The sequence below is a fragment of the Streptomyces sp. NPDC020489 genome, from assembly GCF_044386545.1.
Classification (GTDB): domain Bacteria; phylum Actinomycetota; class Actinomycetes; order Streptomycetales; family Streptomycetaceae; genus Streptomyces.
Genome location: NZ_JBIRUZ010000010.1, coordinates 176,382 through 191,679, shown reverse-complemented (window position 1 = coordinate 191,679; position 15,298 = coordinate 176,382). Strand labels below are relative to the sequence as shown.

Annotated in this window: 15 protein-coding genes; 4 read left to right on the top strand and 11 right to left on the bottom strand. The window is 70.9% G+C overall.

Features of this window, described 5'->3' with window-relative positions; translation table 11 throughout:
- Positions 1–119: 119 nt before the first annotated feature.
- From ACH41F_RS26655 to ACH41F_RS26645, 3 genes are all read left to right on the top strand, one after another.
- Positions 120–2,480, top strand: a complete 2,361-nt coding sequence (locus ACH41F_RS26655; RefSeq protein ID WP_398837816.1) for a ribonucleoside-diphosphate reductase subunit alpha — start codon at positions 120–122, stop codon at positions 2,478–2,480.
- On the top strand, positions 2,480–3,493 hold the full coding sequence (locus tag ACH41F_RS26650) for a ribonucleotide-diphosphate reductase subunit beta (RefSeq protein ID WP_391232914.1): 1,014 nt from the start codon (positions 2,480–2,482) through the stop codon (positions 3,491–3,493). Before ACH41F_RS26655 ends, ACH41F_RS26650 begins: the two co-directional genes overlap by 1 nt.
- 128 nt (positions 3,494–3,621) lie before the next feature.
- Positions 3,622–4,032: a hypothetical protein gene (locus tag ACH41F_RS26645; RefSeq protein WP_398837815.1), complete on the top strand. Its 411-nt coding sequence runs from the start codon at positions 3,622–3,624 to the stop codon at positions 4,030–4,032.
- On the opposite strand, the gene ACH41F_RS26640 is transcribed toward ACH41F_RS26645, so the two are convergent.
- Positions 3,999–4,214: a hypothetical protein gene (locus ACH41F_RS26640; RefSeq protein WP_398837813.1), complete on the bottom strand. Its 216-nt coding sequence runs from the start codon at positions 4,212–4,214 to the stop codon at positions 3,999–4,001. The two genes, ACH41F_RS26645 and ACH41F_RS26640, sit on opposite strands and share 34 nt — an antisense overlap.
- Positions 4,215–4,307: 93 nt before the next feature.
- Between ACH41F_RS26640 and ACH41F_RS26635 the strand changes: the two genes are divergently transcribed.
- Positions 4,308–5,285: a helix-turn-helix domain-containing protein gene (locus ACH41F_RS26635; RefSeq protein ID WP_391232921.1), complete on the top strand. Its 978-nt coding sequence runs from the start codon at positions 4,308–4,310 to the stop codon at positions 5,283–5,285.
- 3 nt (positions 5,286–5,288) lie between these two features.
- Here ACH41F_RS26635 and ACH41F_RS26630 read toward each other — a convergent pair whose 3' ends face one another.
- From ACH41F_RS26630 to ACH41F_RS26585, 10 genes are all read right to left on the bottom strand, one after another.
- Positions 5,289–6,665: a cytochrome P450 gene (locus tag ACH41F_RS26630; protein WP_391232924.1), complete on the bottom strand. Its 1,377-nt coding sequence runs from the start codon at positions 6,663–6,665 to the stop codon at positions 5,289–5,291.
- The gene (gene cyc1, locus ACH41F_RS26625; protein WP_391232927.1) at positions 6,662–7,747 is read right to left on the bottom strand and encodes an epi-isozizaene synthase; all 1,086 of its coding nucleotides are present in this window, start codon (positions 7,745–7,747) and stop codon (positions 6,662–6,664) included. Before cyc1 ends, ACH41F_RS26630 begins: the two co-directional genes overlap by 4 nt.
- Positions 7,748–8,037: 290 nt before the next feature.
- Entirely contained in the window at positions 8,038–8,688 is a 651-nt protein-coding gene (gene def, locus ACH41F_RS26620; RefSeq protein ID WP_398837810.1) for a peptide deformylase, read from the bottom strand.
- 124 nt (positions 8,689–8,812) lie between these two features.
- Positions 8,813–9,793, bottom strand: a complete 981-nt coding sequence (locus ACH41F_RS26615) for a tetratricopeptide repeat protein (RefSeq protein WP_391232931.1) — start codon at positions 9,791–9,793, stop codon at positions 8,813–8,815.
- 105 nt (positions 9,794–9,898) lie between these two features.
- On the bottom strand, positions 9,899–11,131 hold the full coding sequence (locus ACH41F_RS26610) for an HD-GYP domain-containing protein (RefSeq protein WP_398837808.1): 1,233 nt from the start codon (positions 11,129–11,131) through the stop codon (positions 9,899–9,901).
- A complete protein-coding gene (locus ACH41F_RS26605) occupies positions 11,128–12,417 on the bottom strand; it encodes an HD domain-containing phosphohydrolase (protein ID WP_391232935.1) in 1,290 nt (429 codons plus the stop codon). Before ACH41F_RS26605 ends, ACH41F_RS26610 begins: the two co-directional genes overlap by 4 nt.
- Positions 12,418–12,528: 111 nt before the next feature.
- Positions 12,529–12,831 carry a mycothiol system anti-sigma-R factor gene (gene rsrA, locus ACH41F_RS26600; RefSeq protein WP_391232936.1) on the bottom strand — a complete coding sequence of 101 codons (303 nt, stop codon included), beginning with the start codon at positions 12,829–12,831 and terminating at the stop codon, positions 12,529–12,531.
- Positions 12,828–13,511 carry an RNA polymerase sigma factor SigR gene (sigR, locus tag ACH41F_RS26595; protein ID WP_391232937.1) on the bottom strand — a complete coding sequence of 228 codons (684 nt, stop codon included), beginning with the start codon at positions 13,509–13,511 and terminating at the stop codon, positions 12,828–12,830. Before sigR ends, rsrA begins: the two co-directional genes overlap by 4 nt.
- A gap of 311 nt (positions 13,512–13,822) precedes the next feature.
- Complete coding sequence (locus ACH41F_RS26590) at positions 13,823–14,452, bottom strand: alpha/beta family hydrolase (protein WP_391233024.1); 630 nt, start codon at positions 14,450–14,452, stop codon at positions 13,823–13,825.
- A 10-nt stretch (positions 14,453–14,462) separates the two neighbouring features.
- Positions 14,463–15,284, bottom strand: a complete 822-nt coding sequence (locus tag ACH41F_RS26585) for an SOS response-associated peptidase family protein (RefSeq protein ID WP_391232938.1) — start codon at positions 15,282–15,284, stop codon at positions 14,463–14,465.
- Between the last annotated feature and the right edge of the window lie 14 nt (positions 15,285–15,298).

Genomic DNA, 15,298 nt, shown 5'->3' with positions numbered 1-15,298 from the left:
CCCGGGTGCCATGACGTCCGGGCCTCGTGGAGTGGGCCGGTGGACGCGACGCCGCGTGCGCTCGTGTGCTGCCCCCTGCCCTCCGCAAGGCCCCGTGCCGAGCGAGGGAGTGCCCCCACGTGACCATCGCGCCAGCCGACCCGGCTTCAGCGACCAGCATCGCCGCCGCGGACGAGGACGGTCCCGGTACCGCGCTGCTGCGGACCCTGACCGAGCTGACCGCCGACCTTCCCGACGCCGACCCCGGACGCGTCGCCGCCGCCGCGCTGCGCGGCCGGTCGGCCCGGGCCGACGAGGCGGAGCTGCGCGAGCTGGCCACCGAGGCGGCCGCCGGGCTGATCTCCGAGGACCCCGCCTACTCCCGGCTGGCCGCCAGGCTGCTGACGATCGGCATCGCCGCCGAGGCCGCCTCGCAGGGCGTCACGTCCTTCACCGAGTCGGTCGCGGTCGGCCACCGCGAGGGCCTGATCGCCGACCGCACGGCGGAGTTCGTACGGGTGCACGCGGAACGTCTGGACGCGCTGATCGACCCGGACGGCGACGACCGCTTCGGCTACTTCGGCCTGCGCACCCTGCACAGCCGCTACCTCCTGCGGCACCCGATCACCCGCCAGGTCATCGAGACGCCCCAGCACTTCATGCTGCGGGTGGCGTCCGGCCTCGCCGAGGACGACACGGCACGGGCCGTGGACGAGGTCGCCGCGCTCTACCGGCTGATGAGCCGCCTGGACTACCTGCCCTCCTCCCCCACCCTGTTCAACTCCGGTACCCGGCACCCCCAGATGTCGTCCTGCTACCTCCTCGACTCCCCGAAGGACGAGCTGGACTCCCTCTACGACCGCTACCACCAGGTCGCCCGCCTCTCCAAGCACGCCGGCGGCATCGGACTGTCGTACTCCCGCGTCCGCAGCCGCGGTTCGCTGATCCGGGGCACCAACGGGCACTCCAACGGCATCGTCCCGTTCCTGAAGACCCTCGACGCCTCGGTCGCCGCGGTGAACCAGGGCGGCCGGCGCAAGGGTGCCGCCGCGGTCTACCTGGAGACCTGGCACTCCGACATCGAGGAGTTCCTGGAGCTCAGGGACAACACCGGTGAGGACGCCCGGCGTACGCACAACCTGAACCTCGCGCACTGGGTCCCGGACGAGTTCATGCGCCGCGTGAACGCCGACGCCGAGTGGTCCCTGTTCTCCCCGTCCGACGTGCCCGAGCTGGTCGACCTGTGGGGCGAGGAGTTCGACGCGGCGTACCGCAAGGCCGAGGCGAACGGCCTCGCCAGGAAGACCATCCCGGCGCGTGACCTGTACGGCCGCATGATGCGCACCCTCGCGCAGACCGGCAACGGCTGGATGACCTTCAAGGACGCCGCCAACCGCACCGCCAACCAGACCGCCGAGGCGGGCCACGTCGTCCACTCCTCCAACCTGTGCACGGAGATCCTGGAGGTCACCGACGACGGCGAGACGGCGGTCTGCAACCTGGGGTCCGTCAACCTCGGCGCCTTCGTCGTGGGCGACGACATCGACTGGGAGCGGCTGGACGAGACCGTCCGCACCGCGGTGACCTTCCTGGACCGTGTCGTCGACATCAACTTCTACCCGACCGAGCAGGCGGGCCGCTCCAACGCCCGCTGGCGCCCGGTGGGCCTGGGCGCGATGGGCCTCCAGGACGTCTTCTTCAAACTGCGCCTGCCCTTCGACTCCCCGCAGGCCCGCGCCCTGTCCACCCGTATCGCCGAGCGCATCATGCTCGCCGCGTACGAGGCCTCCGCCGACCTCGCCGAGCGCAACGGCCCGCTGCCGGCCTGGGAGAAGACCCGCACGGCCCGCGGTGTCCTGCACCCCGACCACTACGACGTCGACCTGACCTGGCCGGAGCGCTGGGCGGCCCTGCGGGAGCGGATCGCCGCGGTCGGCATGCGCAACAGCCTGCTCCTGGCGATCGCCCCGACGGCCACCATCGCCTCCATCGCGGGCGTGTACGAGTGCATCGAGCCGCAGGTGTCCAACCTGTTCAAGCGCGAGACGCTGTCCGGCGAGTTCCTCCAGGTCAACTCCTACCTGGTGGCCGAGCTGAAGCGGCTCGGCGTCTGGGACGCGCAGACCCGTGAGGCGCTGCGCGAGTCCAACGGCTCGGTGCAGGGCTTCACCTGGGTCCCGCAGGACGTCCGCGACCTGTACCGCACGGCGTGGGAGATCCCGCAGCGCGGCCTGATCGACATGGCGGCGGCCCGCACCCCGTTCCTGGACCAGTCCCAGTCCCTGAACCTCTTCCTGGAGACGCCGACCATCGGCAAGCTCTCCTCGATGTACGCCTACGCCTGGAAGTCCGGGCTGAAGACGACGTACTACCTGCGCTCGCGCCCGGCGACCAGGATCGCCCGCGCCGCACAGGCGACGGTCCCCGTCCCCCAGGCCACCCCTGAGGACGCGGTCGCCTGCTCCCTGGAAAACCCCGAGTCCTGCGAGGCCTGCCAGTAATGACCACCGAAGCCAAGAACCTGCTCGACCCGGGCTTCGAGCTGACCCTCCGCCCGATGCGCTACCCGGACTTCTACGAGCGCTACCGGGACGCGATCAAGAACACCTGGACCGTCGAGGAGGTCGACCTCCACTCGGACGTCACCGACCTGGCGAAGCTCACCCCGGCCGAGCAGCACCTCATCGGCCGTCTCGTGGCCTTCTTCGCGACCGGCGACTCGATCGTCGCGAACAACCTGGTGCTGACGCTGTACAAGCACATCAACTCCCCGGAGGCGCGGCTGTACCTGAGCCGCCAGCTCTTCGAGGAAGCGGTCCACGTCCAGTTCTATCTGACGCTGCTCGACACCTACCTCCCCGACCCGGAGGACCGCACGGCCGCGTTCGCGGCGGTGGAGAACATCCCCTCCATCCGCGAGAAGGCCGAGTTCTGCTTCAAGTGGATGGACTCGGTCGAGAAGCTGGACCGCCTGGAGTCGAAGGCGGACCGCCGACGCTTCCTGCTGAACCTGATCTGCTTCGCGGCCTGCATCGAGGGCCTGTTCTTCTACGGCGCCTTCGCGTACGTCTACTGGTTCCGCAGCCGGGGTCTGCTGCACGGCCTCGCCACCGGCACCAACTGGGTGTTCCGTGACGAGACCATGCACATGTCCTTCGCCTTCGAGGTCGTCGACACCGTCCGCAAGGAGGAGCCGGAGCTCTTCGACGACCAGCTCCAGCAGCAGGTCACGGACATGCTGAGGGAGGCCGTCGAGGCGGAGCTTCAGTTCGGGCGCGACCTGTGCGGTGACGGCCTGCCGGGCATGAACACCGAGTCGATGCGCCAGTACCTCGAGTGCGTCGCCGACCAGCGCCTCACCCGCCTCGGCTTCGCCCCGGTCTACGGCTCCGAGAACCCGTTCTCCTTCATGGAGCTCCAGGGCGTCCAGGAGCTGACCAACTTCTTCGAGCGGCGGCCGTCGGCCTACCAGGTCGCCGTGGAGGGCACGGTCGACCTGGACGAGGACTTCTAGGGTCACGGTGCGGCACGCGGGGCGCGGCAGAGTCCGCCCCCGCCCCCGCCGCCTCCCGGCACGATCCTCCGTACGCCATGGATCCCTCCTCGCCGCTGATACGTCAGAGCGGTGAGGAGGGATGCGTCATGCGCCGTACAGGGAGTCTGGCCGTCGTGGCCCTGCTGCTGGCGGGGTGCGGCACCGGGGCCGGTAACGACAGCGGTGGAGCGGTGTCGCCGTCCGGCTGCCCGCCCGTGCCGGAGCTGCACGCCGCCGACCGCGGCCGTACGGTCTGCCTGCGGGTGGGCGGCACGGTCCGGGTCGGCCTGGACGGGGAGAAGAACCGTCCCTGGAAGCCGGTCACCGTCGAGGGTGCCGGGCTGGAGGCCGCCAACAGCGGCGTCGTCCTGCTGCCCGGCGACGCGAACGCCGCGTTCGAGGCGGTCTCCCGCGGCACGGTCCGGCTCGCGTCGTCCCGGCCCCTGTGCGCCACCGGAACGGGCCGCATCGCGTGCCAGGGAATTCAGGAGTGGTGGGTCACCGTGGTGGTGAGGTAGCCGCGGCGCTCCCGGCGGGCGCGAGGCGCGACGGCCCCCGCGCGGTTCAGCTCCGCCTGCCTGATCTGGCGGTCGATGCGCCGGTCGCGGAGGACGCCGGTGACCGCGGGCGCGACGAGCAGGACGAGGATTCCGAGGACGAACAGCATTCCGATCAGCCCCTCTGTCTGTGCGGTAGTCATGACACCACTCTCGCGCCGGACGCTCCTGTCAAACAGTGGCAGTACTGCCGTACACCCTCGATTTACTGCCACTGCCGAGGCACACTGGACGGCATGCTGAAGAACGTGGCGGCCGTCCTGCTCAACGGTGTGCACCCCTTCGAACTCGGGGTGATCTGCGAGGTGTTCGGCATCGACCGCAGCGACGAGGGGCTGCCGACGTACGACTTCGGGGTCGCCTCGGCCGAGGGCCCCTCGCTCTCCACCCATGTCGGCGGCCTCACCGTCGGCACGCCCTACGGGCTGGAGCGGCTGGAGGAGGCCGACCTGATCGCCGTGCCGGCGGGGGCGGACTACGTCGAGCGGGACTATCCGCCCGAGCTGCTCGACGCGCTCCGCAGGGCCGTGGACCGGGGCGCCCGGGTGCTCAGCGTCTGCTCCGGCGTCTTCGTGCTCGGCGCCGCCGGGCTGCTCGACGGGCGGCGGTGCAGTGTGCACTGGCGGCAGGCGGACGAACTCGCCGTCCGCAATCCCCGGGCGCTCATCGAACCCGACGTCCTGTACGTCGACGAGGACCCGGTGATCACCTCCGCCGGCACCGCGGCCGGCATCGACGCCTGCCTGCACATCGTGCGCAAGGAACAGGGGCCCGAGATCGCCAACAAGATCGCCCGGCGGATGGTGGTGCCGCCGCACCGGGACGGCGGGCAGGCGCAGTACATCGAGCGGCCGCTGCCCAGCTCCTCCTGCGACACCGTGGGCGAGGTGCTGGTGTGGATGGAAGAGCACCTCGACGAGGAGGTCACCGTCGAGCAGCTCGCCGCCCGCGCCCTCATGTCGCCGCGCACCTTCGCCCGCCGCTTCCAGCAGGAGACCGGCACCACGCCGTACCGCTGGATCCTGCGCCAGCGCGTGCTGCTGGCCCAGCACCTGCTGGAGGCCACGGACGAGACGGTGGACGCGGTCGCGGGCCGGACGGGGTTCGGCACCGCGGCCGCACTGCGCCACCAGTTCGTGCGCACCCTGGGCACCACCCCGAACGCCTACCGACGGGCCTTCAGGGGCCCCGAGGCGGGCGGGGAAGCGGCCTGAGCCTCACCTCTCCACGGGCCGCAGCAGCAGTTTGTGCGGACGCAGCGTGATGCCCACCCGGGTGCCGTCGTCGGAGCCCTCCACCTGCTCGAAGCGGTACCTGGCCGAGATCGCCGCCGTGATCAGCGTCAGCTGCGCCATGGAGAAGTGGTCGCTCGGGCACTTGCGGTTGCCCACGCTGAACGGGCTCATGGCGTATTTCGGCACCTCCTTGACCCGGTCCGGGAGCCAGCGGTCGGGGTCGAACTCCAGGTTGCCCGGGTAGGACTTCGCGTCGCGCTGGATCGCGTACGGGCTGTACACGATGTCGGCACCGGCCGGAATGCGGTACCCACCGAGTTCCGTGTCGGCGACCGCCCGGCGCGTCAATATCCATACGGCGGGCCGCAAACGCATGGCCTCGACGACGACATTGTTCGTGTGGGTGAGCGCCCGGACATCCTCGAATGCGACAGGGCGGCCGCCTGTTACGGATTGCACCTCCGCGCACACCCTGTCCGCGTGTTCCGGGTGTTCCGCCAGGACTTGCAGCAACCACATGATCGTGGAGGCCACCGTTTCGCTGCCGGGGGTGAGGATGGCGACCACCTGGTCGTGGATCTCCTGTTCCCCGATGGGGTCGCCATTGTCGTCCTTCGCCTCCAGCAATGCCGTCAGCAAATCGTCCGGCTTTTGACCAGACGCACGGCGTTCGGCGACGATCTCGTCGACGAGGAGATGCAAATCGGCCAAGGCCGCGTTGAATTTGCGGTTGGGCGGCAGGGGCAGGTTGTAGAGCGGCCCGAGGGGGACCACCATCCGCCGGTACATACCGCGGAAGACGGTGGCGAGGGCGACGCACAGCCGCTCGGCGCGCTCGTCCATGAAGTCACCGCGCAGCAGACAGCGGGCCGCGATGCGCACGGCCACCCGGAAGGACTCCGAGGTGCAGTCGATGGTCTCGCCGGGCCGCCAGCGCGTGGTGAGCGCGTGCGCCTCCTCCTCCATGATCGGCCCGTACCCGGGGATCGCGTCGAGCCGGAACGCGGGCTGGATGGTGCGCCGCTGGCGCCGGTGCCGCGGGCCGTTGGCGGTGGCCACGCCCTCCTTGCCCAGCAGGGCCTCCAGGGACTGCCACAGCGGCCCGTCGATGACGTAGTCGGGGTTGAGGGCCAGCGCCCCGGTGAGGGCGGGCGTGGTGACGGCGTAGACCGTCTTGGGGCCGAGCTTGAGCCGTACGACGTCGCCGTGGTCGCGCAGGGCCGACATGAAGGCCAGCGGGTCGCGCAGCAGCCTCAGGCCGTGCCCGAGCAGGGGGACTCCCCCGCCCGCGAGCACCGGCTCACGCAGTCCGGTCGCCGGGGACAGCGGGGCCTCGGGCTTCACAGACTCGACGGTCATTTCTCACCTGCCGCTTCGTTGTTGACGTACGGGGGCGTGGACCGGTCGTCCCAGCTGTCGACCATGTAGCGGCCGGACTCGTGGTGGAACCAGTAGACGGTGCTGAACCAGTTGCGCATATTGCCGACACAGGCCCGCACGGCGGCGCTGAGGTCTTTTCCGCGCACGGTGCCGTCGTCGAGCGAGGCGGCCAGTCGCAGGGCGGACTTCTCGGCCACGAGGAATTCCGTGACGCATTCCTCGACGCGCCGCCGCACGTCCACGACCGCCTGCTCCAGAGTCAGTCCCTCGTGTTTGATGAGACTGATCCCGAGATTGTGCACCTCGTCGCCCGCTATTTCCTTCGGCAGCGAGCAGAGGTCGTTGTACCAGGCGGCGAATTCCTGACTCAGCAGCGCCGCCCGCCGATATGCCGGGTGTTTCCGTACGCGGTCCGGGAGTTCCTGGCCCGCGCTCGGCTCCAGCAGATCGGTCCAGATCCAGTGCGCGAAGGTGAGGCGGCGCAGGGCGAGGTATTCCTCGACGGTCGGCACCGTGCCCTCGGTGCGATTGCGGAATTCCTGGTCGTACGCCTCGATCACCGCGTGGAAATGCCGGGCGAACCGCGCGTTCCAGGTACCGGGCAGGAACGCGTAGAGCCGCACCATGCTGTCGGCGAACGCGGCGACCAGGGGGTCCTGGTGGTGCAGGTGCTCCTCGGGGGAGTCGAGTGCCGCGTGCAGCCGGTATCTGAGCCTGCGCCAGGCCGCGGGGCGGTGGTGGACGATGTCGCGGTCGTGCCGGTCGTCCCAGACGAAGAACCACGCGCTGTAGTCCGCTATCACCTGGAGGACCTCGTCGGGGGCGCCCAGGTAGTAGCCCGCCATCAAGTCCGTGTAGCAAAGACCGTCGGCATATTCCGCCACCTTGTCCGCCGGCATGAGCCGCTTTTCGAGCAGCCAGGTGCGTGTCTTCTCCTGGAGCTGGGGCCAATACGGGTGGAGCTGCCGGGGAAACGCCGCCTCGATCACCGGGAGAGAGAGCGACGGTGGAACCGCGATCACTGCCGGTGTCGATGTGGTGCCGTGTGAGAAAGCGTGCACGAACTAACCCCTCTCAGCCGCCAGTTGCGCACACCCCTCCCGCCGTGCCGGGCGTGCGCCGTTGCGTATCCCCGCACTTCCCATTCAGCACCACAACTGACCGATCTGGGAATGGATTTGCACCATTCACTACCCCACGGTGCCGAGATTCTCCCCTTGTGTGACTGATTCTGGATCATCAAGGGAGCACATGCGATCGAACGTGCGACGGACAGACGAACGGCGCCTGGTCAGGAAGGTGAACCCGAACAGACGCCGTGCGCGAGGGACTTGTGGGACCCCGGTCGGTCTCAGTCGTTGGCGACCACGGGGTAGCGGGGCTCGTTCTCGGCCATCTGCCGCAGCGCGTCCTTGCGTTCACGCTTGGAGAGCCGGTCGATGTAGAGGTACCCGTAGAGGTGATCGGTCTCGTGCTGCAAACACCGGGCGAAGTAGCCGGTGCCGCGGACCCGGATCGGGTTGCCCTTCTCGTCCTGCCCGGTCACCTCGGCGTAGTCGGGCCGGGCGAGCGGCGCGTACGCGGTCGGCACGGACAGGCAGCCTTCGTTGCTGTCGTCCAGCCGACGCTTCTCGGCGGGCAGGTCCACGAGCTTGGGGTTGCAGACCACCCCGACGTGCCGGGTGCCCTCGTCGTCCATGCAGTCGTACACGAAGACCTTCAGGTCGACGCCGATCTGGTTGGCGGCCAGGCCCACGCCCTCGGCGGTGCGCTGCGAGGCGAACATGTCCGCGATCAGCTGGTCCAGCTCCGCGCCGAACTCGGTGACGTCCTTGCACTCCTTGTGCAGCACCGGGTTGCCGACGACGGTGATGGGCCGCGAGGTGCCCCGCTCCCGCCAGCCGTTCTCCCGCTCCTCGGTCTCCTCGGTGTCGATGACGAAGCCCTCGTCGTCCACGGGGAGCACGCCCGCGTGCTGCTGATCGGTGTCCTGCTGCGCCATGACCGACGATGCCTTTCTAAACAATCAGGGGTGAAGTTGCTGATACAGGGTACGTGGACGCGCCCCTTCAGGGGCGCGGGGAACTGCGCGCCCAGCCCCCACCGGCCCGCAGCCGAAAGGCGACCTAACAGACCTCTTCCAGATCCCGCCAGTCCCGGGAATCCGGACTGTCCGCGACCCACCCGTCCAGCAACCCCCGGACCAGCCCAGCCGGCGCAGCCACCCCGCACTCCCGCTCCGGCACCCACAGTTGCCCGTCGGTCCGATGCCCCAGCGGCCCCGGGTGTCCCGGCTCGCTGTGGTCATGCGGATCCAGATGCTCTCCGTCCCCCTCGTCCGAGGGCATCCGGGACTCCGAGCACATCCGGCACAGCAGCCGCACCGACGACGACCAGTCCTCCGCCGCGAACCCGGCGTCGGCCGCGAGCTGCTCCAGCGCGTCCCGGTCCGCCTCGGTGGCCGCCTCCAGGAGGACCACCCACGTCGGCACCGGCGAGGGCGCCCACAGCTCGATCTCGTCGAACACGGGGTACGAGTGCCCGGCGGCGGTGGTCCGCTCCCCGTGCGGCACCCCGTCGTGGAGCACGACCTCGCCCCAGCGCCGCCCGGAGGACGGCAGGGGGATCGACAGCACCTCCATGCGCGCGGGGTCGAGACGGCGGCCCCAGACCACCTCCGCCTCGCCCTCCGGCGACAGCCGTACCGCGGCGCTGCCGAGGTCCATGCCGACCGGCTCGCCGGAGTCCGCGGCGCCGCCCGGCACCCGCAGCCCGTAGGCCTGCCAGGCCCGCCGGGCCAACGGCCAGTCCTGGAGCGCGGTGGCCGCGATGCCGACGTTCCACCAGTCGGGTGCGCCCGCCTCCCTGTCGAGCAGGGCGACGGCCCGCAGACCGGCCGCGCGGGCCTGTTCCCAGTCGTGCCGGAACTTGTGCAGCAGGGCGAGGTTGAACCAGGACTCCGACAGCCAGGGCTCCAGGTCGGCGGCGCGCGTCAGCAGCGCGCCCGCGTCCTCGTACCGACCGTCGCCGATCAGCGTGAACGCGCGGTCTGTGGCCTGCCGCCAGGAGGCGGAGGGCCGGTGCCGTCCCTTGCCGAAGATCCTCACGATTCCCGCCTGCCAGTTCCGTTCAGTGGGCTGGCCACTGCCCCCGGACACCCTCTTCTTCGCATCCAACCATGCGCGGCTGGAAGGGCGCTCATTACCCATGGGTTACCCAGCCGAGGGGAGGGTCAGACAGTCTCGTGCCAGGACCCGTGCCAGGGCCTCGACGACCTCGGGCGCGTGCTCCCCCGCGGTGGCGAGCCGCAGCTCCTCCAGGGCGGTCAGGGGGCCGCCGGGCCCGGCGTCCCGCGCCTTCTCCTCGTAGGCGTTCACCGTCCGCACGATCCGCGCGGCGACCGGCTGCCGCCGGTAGGGGTCGGCCTGCCGCTCCACGACCACGGCGACCGCCCCGGCCACCCCCGTCTGCCGGACGACGGCCCCGCCGAGCAGCGCGATCCGCCGCTGTTCCTCGGCGGGCAGGTCCGCGGTGGCCCCGCGGGGCACCGGGTCGACCAGGCTGAGCTGCCCGATGTCGTGCATCAGGGCGGCGTACTCCAGGACGGTGAGGTCGGGTCCGGACAGCCCCAGGTCCCGTCCGACGGCCTTGCTGAGCTCGGCGACCCGGCGGGCGTGCCCGGCGGGGGTGTACCCGGCGATCTCGGTGGCCCGGGCGAGCGAGGCGATGGTCTGCCGGTAGGTGGCCCGCACGGCGGCGTACCGCCGGAAGGCCAGCTGGGTGAGGAGCAGCGGCAGCGAGAAGACGGGCAGCGCCCACAGCCCGACGACGGCGACCGCGAGGGCCATCACCGCTCCGGTAGCGCAGACGGCGGACCCGATGCCGAGCAGGGCCCGCAGCTCGTGGCGGAGCAGCGGGGCGAACGGCCAGCGGGTGCGGGAGTGGGCGAGCGCGGCGGCGAGCACGGCGTCGCAGAGGGCGGTCAGGGCGAGGAGCGCCAGCAGCGTCAGCGCGTACGCCGGTCCGCCCCACGTGTCGAAGACGCCCCGGTTGTAGAGGGGCTGGAAGCAGACGGCGGCGAAGGCGGTGCTGAGCACGCGCCGCGCGAGGTGGTCGACCATGGGCCCCTGTCCGCGCGCGATGTGGGGCACGCTGCCGAGGAGCGAGGCGGCGAGGACCACGGCGACGACCTGGAGGGCGCCGTGGGACGTGGGCCGTCCGGCGTCGGCGCCGAGCAGCGCGTAGGCCAGTGCCCCGGCGGCCCCGATGGGAGCGGCCTCCCGCACCCGGGCGCCGGTCCAGCGGGCCAGCTCACCGACCGTGATCAGCAGCCCGAAGGCGAGGGCGGCCCCGCGCTCCTCCAGGCCGGTCCAGAGGGTGACGGCGAGCGAGAGCAGGGCGAGGAGACCGGCCGAGCCGTGCACCAGGAGGCGGGGCCATCTCATCGGCGGGCCCCCGGCCGGCTGGGGGCCTCGGGCCGGGGGCGGGGCAGGGTCTCCTCGTCCGCGGTCACGACGGGGTGCCAGCCGTGCCTGCCGAGCGCCCGGACGAGGGCGGTCACCATCCGCGGGTCGAACTGCGTGCCCGCGCACCGCTGAAGCTCCTCCAGGGCGGTGGGGACGGGCCTGGCCCGCCGGTAGGAGCGGGTCGAGGTCATGGCGTCGAAGGCGTCGGCGACCGCCACCACCCGTGCGGATTCCGGGATCTGACTGCCCACCAGCCCGTACGGGTACCCGCTGCCGTCCAGCCGCTCGTGGTGGTGCAGCACGGCGGCCCGCGCCTCGCCGAGGAAGGAGATGCCTCGCACCATCTCGTGCCCGTACTCGGGGTGCAGCTCGATGACGCGCCGCTCCTCGGGTGTCAGGGGGCCGTCCTTGCGCAGCAGCCGGGTCGGCACGCCGAGCTTGCCGACGTCGTGCAGGATCCCGGCGAACCGGAGCACCTCGATGCGGCCCTCGTCCATGCCGAGTTCGCGCGCGATCATCATGGAGGCCTGTCCGACGCGCTCGCTGTGCCCGCGGGTGTACTCGTCCTTGATGTCGACGGCCTGCACGAGCGCGCGGATGGTGGCCTGATGGGCGGCCTGTTCCCGGTGGTACTGCGCGAAGGCCCACCAGGACACGCACATCGGCAGCAGCACCAGCAGCGCGGCGACGGGCCCGTAGGGGCTGCGCCACAGCACGGCCATCATCAGCCCGGCGAGTCCGTGCACGGCGATCGGCGCCAGGGAGCGTACGAACAGGCCCCGCCACGCCAGCCGGGCCGGCACCCGTTCGGCGAGCGCCAGGATGCCGCCGTCCAGCGCGGTCAGCACCAGGCAGAAGACGAGCACGGCCGCCCCGGCGGGGACCAGCGCGTACGGGAAGTCGGAGGCCACGACGGCGTCCCGGCCGCCGAGCCCCCAGTGGACGCGGGACGCCGCCCAGACGGTGACGGCGAGCTGTGCGGCCCGCCAGATCCGCCGGAGCGCGCGCGGCCGCCGCTCCACGCGGGACAGCAGCGCCCCCGGCACCGCGACGAGCGCGGCGGCCGGGGGCGGCAGCAGGAAGGCCCCGGCGAGCAGCACGGGATGGAAGGTGCCGGAGAACCGCTCGCCCACGGCGTACAGGGCGGCGAGCAGGCCCACCACCCACCAGGGGCTGGTCACGGACGGCACCGCGTGCACGCAGTACAGGGCAGCGAGGACGACACAGACCACGTACACACGTGCCCGTGCCGTCAACCCCTCCATGACGCCCCTTTGGATCTCCTGAGCCGACTCAGCTCGGAGCCTAGGGGGGCGTCGGCGGGTCCTGCGGGGCGATTACCCGCGGATTAGCACGTTCGAGTGACGACCGTGCGTTCAGGAGTCCTGCGGGGCGGCCGTGACGTCGTGCTCGGGCACGGCCTGCCCGGAGCGGATCAGGTCGAGCCGCCCGAGGACCTTGGCGCGCAGGTCGGTCGGTACGTCGTCCTGTCCGCAGCACCGCTTGACCAGCTTCTTCACGGCCTCTTCCAGGCCGTACTTCTCCAGGCACGGCGAGCACTCCGTGAAGTGCTGCTTGAACTTGTCGCGGTCGACGTCCGGCATCTCGCTGTCGAGGAACTCGTAGAGATGGTCGAGTACCTCACTGCAGTCCGTCTCGTGCGGGTCTCCGCAGCTCATGAGCCCGAACCTTTCACTTCGTCCGACTCTCCGGCGCCGGCCGGGACGAGCCCGCGCTCACGGGCGTAGTCCTCGAGCATGCCGCGCAGTTGGCGACGGCCCCGGTGCAGCCGGGACATCACCGTACCGATGGGTGTCCCCATGATGTCGGCGATCTCCTTGTACGCAAAGCCTTCTACGTCGGCGAGGTAGACCGCGATGCGGAACTCCTCGGGGATCGCCTGGAGGGCTTCCTTCACGTCCGAGTCGGGCAGGTGGTCCAGCGCCTGCGACTCGGCGGAGCGCAGACCGGTCGACATGTGCGACTCGGCGCGCGCCAGCTGCCAGTCCTCGATCTCCTCGGCCGCGGAGCGCTGGGGTTCACGCTGCTTCTTGCGGTACGAGTTGATGAACGTGTTGGTGAGGATCCGGTACAGCCAGGCCTTCAGGTTGGTGCCCTCGCGGAACTGGTGGAAGGACGCGTACGCCTTGGCGTAGGTCTCCTGCACCAGGTCCTCGGCGTCGGCCGGGTTGCGCGTCATGCGCAGCGCGGCCGAGTACATCTGGTCGAGGAATTCGAGCGCGTCCCGCTCGAAGCGCGCGCTGCGCTCCGCGGTGCTCTCCGTGCTCGTGCCCTGGCCCTCGGGCTGCTCCGCCTGGCCGTGTTCGGTCCCTGCGTCGGTACCGGGAACCGGACCCACCTCCTCAAGATTGCGGGCGGGACCGAAACCGATCCCACCAGAATCGGAGGATAGAACACGATCCGGTCCGCCCGCCGCCCGAATAGGGGCGGTCTTGGCCGCGTGCAGCACCGTCCAGTCCAGGTCAGCGCGGCTGCTGCGGCTCGAATCAGACTCTGCCGGGCGCAGCCCGGCCACGGGATGGTGGCGGGTGACGGACGGGCAGAAGGTCGAACCCATGCGGCGGACTTCCTCTCTACGACGGTCGGTGCTGGTTCCTCAGCACTTCTGTCCGCCACAACAGAGCGCCGCAGCTCGGCATTCCCGGGGCTTCACCCGAGTGACCCGGTCCACTTCACGACCGCGTCCGTGATGACCGTCACGACCTGTTCCGGCGAGATCCCCGCCTTCTTCGGCACGGCGAACCCATGGTCGCCGTACGGCACCTCGACCAGTTCATGATCACCGGCCGGGAACTCCTCCGGCTTCCCGAAGGGGTCGTTGCCGCCCTGGACGACGAGCGTGGGCACCCCGGCGCCGAGCAGTTCCCCGGCGCGGGACTTCTCGGGTCTGCCCGGCGGGTGCAGCGGGAAGCTGAGCGCGAGGACTCCGGCGGCCCCCAGCTCGACGGCGGTGCGGCAGGCCACGCGCGCGCCGGCGCTGCGCCCGCCGGAGATCACGGGCAGCCCTGGAGCGGCCACGGCGGGCCAGATCCCCCGCCACCCCACGTCCAGCGTCTTCGGCGCGGGTGCCACCTTCTTCCCGGCCACCCGCCAGGGCTGCTCGACGAGGGCGACGGTGACACCGTGGTCCGGGAGAGTCCCCGCGAGAGCCTGAAGGTCCCGCGCCTCGATGCCGCCGCCGGCGCCATGGCTCACGGCGAGCACGAGGCGTGCCTTCTGCGCGGGGTGCCAGGTGATGCGGGCGTCGCCGGCATCCGTACCGATGATCTCGGTCGTCACGTGGGTCACATCAGAAGAGTGTGCCCTCCTCAGGCCCCTCCAGCTCGGTCAGCAGCTCCGGTCCGTTGTTGCGGACGTTGCTGACGGCCGTGGAGACCGGGTAGGCGCGCATGAGCCCCTCGGGCGGGGGCGCGAGCAGCGAGCGCAGGTCCTCGACGTCCGTGCGGGAAGGGTCGAGCCAGCTGTCCCAGCGGTCCGGGGTGAGCATGAGGGGCATCCGGGGGTGGATCTCGGACAAGGAGTGCGGGCCTTCCTCGGGCGCCACGGCGAGGGGGCCGGTCTCGGCCTCGGTGGTGATGACCGAGCAGGTCACCCACCAGGCCTGCGGGTGGTCGTCGGGAAGGGTCTTGTCCCGCCAGAACTCGTACAGCCCGGCCATCGCGAACACCGACCCGTCGGCGGGCAGCACGAAGTAGGGCTGCTTGCGCGGCCGCTTCTTCTTCCCCTCGACCTCCAGCTCCCGCTCGGCCTTGGCGGTGACCCACTCGTAGTAGCCGTCGGCGGGGATGATGCAGCGGCGCGAGGAGAAGGCCCGCTTGTACGAGGGCTTCTCGTGGACGGTCTCGGCGCGGGCGTTGATCATCCGGGCCGCGCCCTCGGGGGTCTTCGACCAGCTCGGCACCAGCCCCCACTTGAGTTTGCGGAGCTGCCGAACCGGCCGGGGATCGTCGGCGTCCTTCACGGGACGGTCGAGGACCGCGTAGACCTCCTTGGTCGGGGCCACGTTGTAGTCGGGGGCCAGGGTCTCCTCGGGCTCCCCCTCCCACTTCTCGATCTCAAAGATTCCTGCGAGATCCTCGGGTCCACGACTCGCTGCATACCGTCCGCACATACGTGCCACACTGC

Excerpts from the sequence above, each read along its gene's own strand:
- def (WP_398837810.1), bottom strand. The coding sequence starts at position 8,688 with ATGGCGCAGCAGGACACCGATCAGCAGCACGCGGGCGTGCTCCCCGTG.
- ACH41F_RS26645 (WP_398837815.1), top strand. The coding sequence starts at position 3,622 with ATGCGCCGTACAGGGAGTCTGGCCGTCGTGGCCCTGCTGCTGGCGGGG.
- ACH41F_RS26630 (WP_391232924.1), bottom strand. The coding sequence starts at position 6,665 with ATGACCGTCGAGTCTGTGAAGCCCGAGGCCCCGCTGTCCCCGGCGACC.
- ACH41F_RS26640 (WP_398837813.1), bottom strand. The coding sequence starts at position 4,214 with ATGACTACCGCACAGACAGAGGGGCTGATCGGAATGCTGTTCGTCCTC.
- ACH41F_RS26650 (WP_391232914.1), top strand. The coding sequence starts at position 2,480 with ATGACCACCGAAGCCAAGAACCTGCTCGACCCGGGCTTCGAGCTGACC.
- rsrA (WP_391232936.1), bottom strand. The coding sequence starts at position 12,831 with ATGAGCTGCGGAGACCCGCACGAGACGGACTGCAGTGAGGTACTCGAC.
- ACH41F_RS26635 (WP_391232921.1), top strand. The coding sequence starts at position 4,308 with ATGCTGAAGAACGTGGCGGCCGTCCTGCTCAACGGTGTGCACCCCTTC.
- ACH41F_RS26585 (WP_391232938.1), bottom strand. The coding sequence starts at position 15,284 with ATGTGCGGACGGTATGCAGCGAGTCGTGGACCCGAGGATCTCGCAGGA.
- ACH41F_RS26605 (WP_391232935.1), bottom strand. The coding sequence starts at position 12,417 with ATGGAGGGGTTGACGGCACGGGCACGTGTGTACGTGGTCTGTGTCGTC.
- ACH41F_RS26610 (WP_398837808.1), bottom strand. The coding sequence starts at position 11,131 with ATGAGATGGCCCCGCCTCCTGGTGCACGGCTCGGCCGGTCTCCTCGCC.